Source organism: Lysinibacillus sp. NPDC093216, assembly GCF_050280325.1.
Taxonomy (GTDB): domain Bacteria; phylum Bacillota; class Bacilli; order Bacillales_A; family Planococcaceae; genus Lysinibacillus.
Genome location: NZ_JBNNVB010000058.1, coordinates 1 through 5,065 on the forward strand (window position 1 = coordinate 1; position 5,065 = coordinate 5,065).

The 5,065-nt window shown below is 33.1% G+C and carries 5 protein-coding genes; 1 reads left to right on the forward strand and 4 read right to left on the reverse strand.

Annotated features, from left to right (window positions below; all coding sequences use genetic code 11):
* Positions 1-339 precede the first annotated feature (339 nt).
* The 4 genes from ACQKOG_RS26985 to ACQKOG_RS27000 form a co-directional block, all read right to left on the reverse strand.
* Positions 340-993: a DUF2306 domain-containing protein gene (locus tag ACQKOG_RS26985; RefSeq protein WP_370083771.1), complete on the reverse strand. Its 654-nt coding sequence runs from the start codon at positions 991-993 to the stop codon at positions 340-342.
* Positions 994-1,484: 491 nt separating this feature from the next.
* Complete coding sequence (locus tag ACQKOG_RS26990; protein WP_370083773.1) at positions 1,485-1,790, reverse strand: hypothetical protein; 306 nt, start codon at positions 1,788-1,790, stop codon at positions 1,485-1,487.
* A gap of 297 nt (positions 1,791-2,087) precedes the next feature.
* The gene (locus tag ACQKOG_RS26995) at positions 2,088-2,975 is read right to left on the reverse strand and encodes a DMT family transporter (protein ID WP_370083775.1); all 888 of its coding nucleotides are present in this window, start codon (positions 2,973-2,975) and stop codon (positions 2,088-2,090) included.
* A gap of 331 nt (positions 2,976-3,306) precedes the next feature.
* A complete protein-coding gene (locus ACQKOG_RS27000) occupies positions 3,307-3,744 on the reverse strand; it encodes a GNAT family N-acetyltransferase (RefSeq protein WP_370083777.1) in 438 nt (145 codons plus the stop codon).
* Between the two features lie 369 nt (positions 3,745-4,113).
* On the opposite strand from ACQKOG_RS27000, the gene ACQKOG_RS27005 reads away from it, so the two are divergent.
* The gene (locus tag ACQKOG_RS27005) at positions 4,114-4,674 is read left to right on the forward strand and encodes a hypothetical protein (RefSeq protein WP_427448587.1); all 561 of its coding nucleotides are present in this window, start codon (positions 4,114-4,116) and stop codon (positions 4,672-4,674) included.
* Positions 4,675-5,065 lie beyond the last annotated feature (391 nt).

The following is a 5,065-nucleotide window of genomic DNA, read 5'->3' on the forward strand; positions in this document are numbered from 1 at the left end:
ACAACCTAAACCAGACGAAAATCGAGACTCTTTGATCTTAGGAAGTAATTTTTCCATTTTATTTTCTTCTTTTGGATATAGATCTTGTTTCATTGCCTTAAATAAGGCTAGTTGATCTGCTTTTCCTAATTCTCCAACTGCTTCATATACATATCTCCACATTATTGAACGCCTCCTGAAAATGCATTATATTCAATTCAATATTTTCAAGATAGCAACAATCTATACGAAAACGGCCTTAATATTAAAACGACTGTTGTAATTCAGTTTATGATAGTGAGAGCATATAACAAACAAAAATGACTACTCATCACAAAAGTAGTCATTTTTATTTGTTATTTAAAATTGTAAATCCGCATTTCCCTGATGCTTCATCGTATTGAGTTTTCGTCGTATAAACCATTCTGCAACGAATAAATTGGGCACCCAACATAACCAAGCGATTATAGAGTAGCTAAGATTAAAATGTTCAAATCCAAATAGTACAGTAAACAACACTAGCCAAATTCTTAAAGTGACAGCTGCAAAGGTTAAAGAATAATTTCTGATCATCCACTTTTGATGATTAAGAACTTTTTTATGTTTAATTTTAGCCAGAGCTTGAAATGCTGTTATCAGCCAAAATATAGCTAAGAAACCAAACCCCAGCTGAGACATTAACCCCCCAGTAGCATAAAAGGCTAAATAAAGCCCCGAAACACTGCCAAATAATATGCCTATCATATAAATTTTCCCCATCGTACGATGACGTTTAATATTTTTATCTCTAAACCTTGAAAATAATGTAAAGGGACCAATGACTAAAGCTACTATAGCAAATATGATATGCAAATAAAGCATTATGTACCAAAATGAGCTCAATGTAGAATTTAACATAAGCTTCAGTTTAACAAACCCTGCTTGATGCGCATCCATGAAGAGATATTGAACAGCGGAATAACCAGATACTAAAATAGCTAAACAAATAAATATAAACCAAGTTTTTTTATGCATCTTTCTACCTCCTAAAATTTTATTTAGTTTTTTCTCAATTCCCCTTCTTCTTCCATAAAAGAATTTCCTCACTACTTTATGCTGTTTGATTTGAGCATATTTTATTTTTTATAGTTTTTTCTTTCCTGTTTATACTGTAACATTTAATTTCACCATAGCCTCTTTCCACCTAATAAGTGGTAAAAATATGTGTGTAAGAGGTTTTATATTTTAAATAAAACAACCATAGCCACTAAGATAGTATAAATATCTAAAGCTGGCTTCGACACTTAAGTAACGATATTTTACATAAATAAAAAAACTACTAGGCTCTGATTTGTTCAGTCACCTAATAGGTCAATTAATTATACAACATAAAAGCTAGTCAAATTCGAGCCCCTGCTCCCAGATAGCTCCCCCATAACCTTATGTATCAGCATCATCTGTTTGCGAAATTTCTTTATATATCATTCTTTGATCGCTTTTTTCTTCAGCTACATTGTACTATTATATTACTCAACTAATTCAACAGTAAGTGTAGTAACGGCCATTGGTGCTGTACCTTGTACTTTTCCGTCATAACCGACTTTTACTTTATCACCAACCTTAAATTTTATGTCGGGATTCTTTGCAAGATTTACATAAACAATTCCATAAACCGCATTATTTTCTGATTCAGTTACATATACTACGGCTTTCCGATCGTTTACCATCTCTTCAATAACCCCTATAAAGGTTGCTTTAACTTCACTTTTACACATAAACAATAAACTACAGCATAGAAGAACTATAACTAGCAAACTAAATGCCTTTTTCAACATATATTCCCCCTAAATCTTGCGTTTGTCCTTTTGATTAATAATACCTCATTCCAAGCAAATGTTTCCATTCACTATTGAAATCCCGCATTTTTTCCGGATTTAAATAAAAAAATGTCTGTGTTATGTTTATTTTTGACGCATGGCATATAGAGCTAATGAAAAGGAACTGGACGTGCTTGTTAGCTTTTTTCTCCACAGAAGATGAAATAACAAATACAAAAAAACCACCCATTTCTGAGCGGTCTACTGTCATCATATTTCTTTTATCATTTACATGGTCCCCATTGTCTTGATTTACGTTTGTTTAATTTTACGGGGAATTCTAAATCCTAAAGCTATAGCTGCACCTATACAGCTAGATAGACATCCTATTATCAAATATATTGAAAGCGGTGATTCACCAATTAGAACAGAAGCTATCCCTCCAATTACCGGAAATAAAGCTACCATGTACCCGCTTTTGGCAGCACCAATTCTTTCAACAAGTTTTAAATAAAATAGCCATGCTAGGAAAGATGCGATCAATGTTAAGTACAGTAAAGCAGATATGTATGTTATTGATGTAGGAATGATGATCTTTTGTCCCTGTGACAATACAATTATAGACATTAAAATACTTCCTACAGCGAAACCAATAGCATTCGAATAAATAGGATCAATCTTTACTCTGGCATTCCTTGCAGAACTTACATCACCAATTGCTGTAAGCACTGTACCTAAAAGTGCAATCATTATGCCTTTTAAAACAGATAAGCTAGAAAAATTACTTAAAGAAGGATAAATGAGAACACAAACACCAAACACCCCTAGTAGCCCTCCCAATAATACACGAGGATGTAGTTGCTCTTTTAAGAAAATACGAAGAGCTAGCGGCGTCAATATCACTTTTAATGAAAAGATTAATGTTACAATTGCTGCTGAGCTTAATATTGTTGCGTAATATAGGCATAAATAACTTAAAGCAAAATTACAAATGCCAAACACAATGATAAAGGGTATATCTTTCTTTGTAGGTACCCCTTTCGGCTTAAGAAACAATACTAGGGCAATAAATAAAAATGCAGTAATAACTAGCCGATAAGTCAAAGATAATTCTAAGCTTACTGGCGTTCCTTGAATTTTCACTGCAATAAAATTAAGCCCCCACACTATTAAACAAAATACATACATTAGATTTGTCACTTTATTTACTATACCTTCTGTCGTTCTTTAATTAACGAAATATCTAAGGAGAATATCCTGTGGCTAGGAAGGAATTCTCTCCTCTTGAAATTATCGCCTAGTATATACTATCATCGCCTATCAAGTTTGTAAAAAGGTTTTTCCATAACCTGCCTCTAAAAGCCCAAGCTTAAAATTAATGAGTACCTGGGTTTCTTTTGCGCAATGGTAGAATTCTTTTCTATACACTACAAGCACTAGTTAATTTTCAATTTGTAAATAACAGGGCGCATATCACGTTTTAATGAGCGCTTAGTCATTGTCTTTTAGTTTTAAATAAGCCAAACTACTTTTATAACTGTAATTTCATACTTATTGTTCTTAAACTAAATCCCATTTTTTCGTATAGCTTAATAGCATTATTCCCTGCGTAAGCACTAAGTCTAACTTCAGAGTATCCTTCCCTCCTCAATTGTTCAATGGCAATATTCATTAATTCTTTGGAAATACCTCTACCTCTATATGTCTCTTTTACAAATAGCTCATAAATAAACCCGTTTAATTGTTCCGTAAATTGGTCTTTATTTTCCCCAATTAGGATCCATCCCATTAACTCATTATTCTCTGTTGCTATCAAATAGTAGCATCCTTTTTTAAGAAGAGGTTCAATTAAGTTTAAAACTTTTTCATTTGTTGCTCTTACTCCGCCCAGTGTACCATCAAATAAAGCTTGTGGTGAAAGAGCTATTATTTCTTCTAGTTCTAAGTTGTTCGGCTTTCTAATTTCCATTTATAATACCTCGCTTCTCAATCTCATATTTAGCTTATTATCAATATACCAATCTTTCATTATAATACCATTTAACTTGTCTTTATTTAAGCAATCAATCGTGATTCACTACTAAGCCTAGAACACGATTTGTAGTAAGTTCTTAGTTTCACAGCACTGTTAAATGCTGTCCTTTTATAATAACCCGTTGGCCACTTCAAAGTTGATTTAACCTCGAACTGAGGTCGATCAATGTTTTCCATTCACAGAATTGAGCTTCAGGAAGCCCACTCCTTCAGAGGTGGGAGGAATGAAGTGCTTTTTTCTTTATAGAACATATGTTTATGTTGTATATTGTGAATAATCAAAAAAAGAAAGGAGTGACGGGTAATGACGAAAGGGAAGAAAGATTGTTTTGTTATAGAACTCAAGTTACTTATAGATACATGGCAAAAAGATATTCTATTAAAACGTTTTGAAATTGCCCGTACACTCTATAATATAACTTTGTCTTATGCAGTAAAACAATATACTTTAATGCAAGAATCAAAACACTATCGAAAACAATTACGTTGCTACCAAAAAGCGAAAAAATCTAATGATACAAAAGAATTGAAGCAGACTGCAAATGAATTAGATACCATTCGTCAATCTTTTGGGTTAAGTGAATATCAACTGCATGCGTATATTAAAAAGCATCAACATAACTATAAAAAACATATAGATAGCAATACTTCTCAGAAGATCGCCTCTACTGTCTGGAAAGCGGTTCAAGATGTTCTATTTAAAGGGAGTAAAGAACACTTTAAACGTTACGGAATGCTTCATTCTGTAGAAGGAAAATCTAATAAAGCAGGCATTCGTGATGGATGGGATTCCTCCTGCAAAGAGAATTCCATCTACAGGAGCCTTTCGGCATTCCTATCAAAAACAAAAACGAGTAGGTATTGACATTGGTCCTTCTACCATTGCGGTTGTTTCAGAAGAAACAGTTTTCATGCAACAACTTGCTCCAGAAGTACCTTTATTCGAGAAACAAAAAAGACGCTTATTACGCAAGTTAGATAGAAGTCGTAGAAGTACCAATCCTAACAATTTCAAAAAGGATGGTACTATAAAACATGGCGTCAAACTCCGTTAGACATATAGTAAAAACTATCAAAAAACAAAAAAACAAATAAAAGAATTATATAGAAAGAAAGCTTCCTACATCAAAGAAAAACATGGTGCGTTAGCAAATAAAATCTTGTCTCTTGGCGATGAGGTGTACATCGAAACCATGCATTTTAAAGGATTGGCAAAACGTACAAAAGAAACCAAAACAAATATACAGGGCAAAATC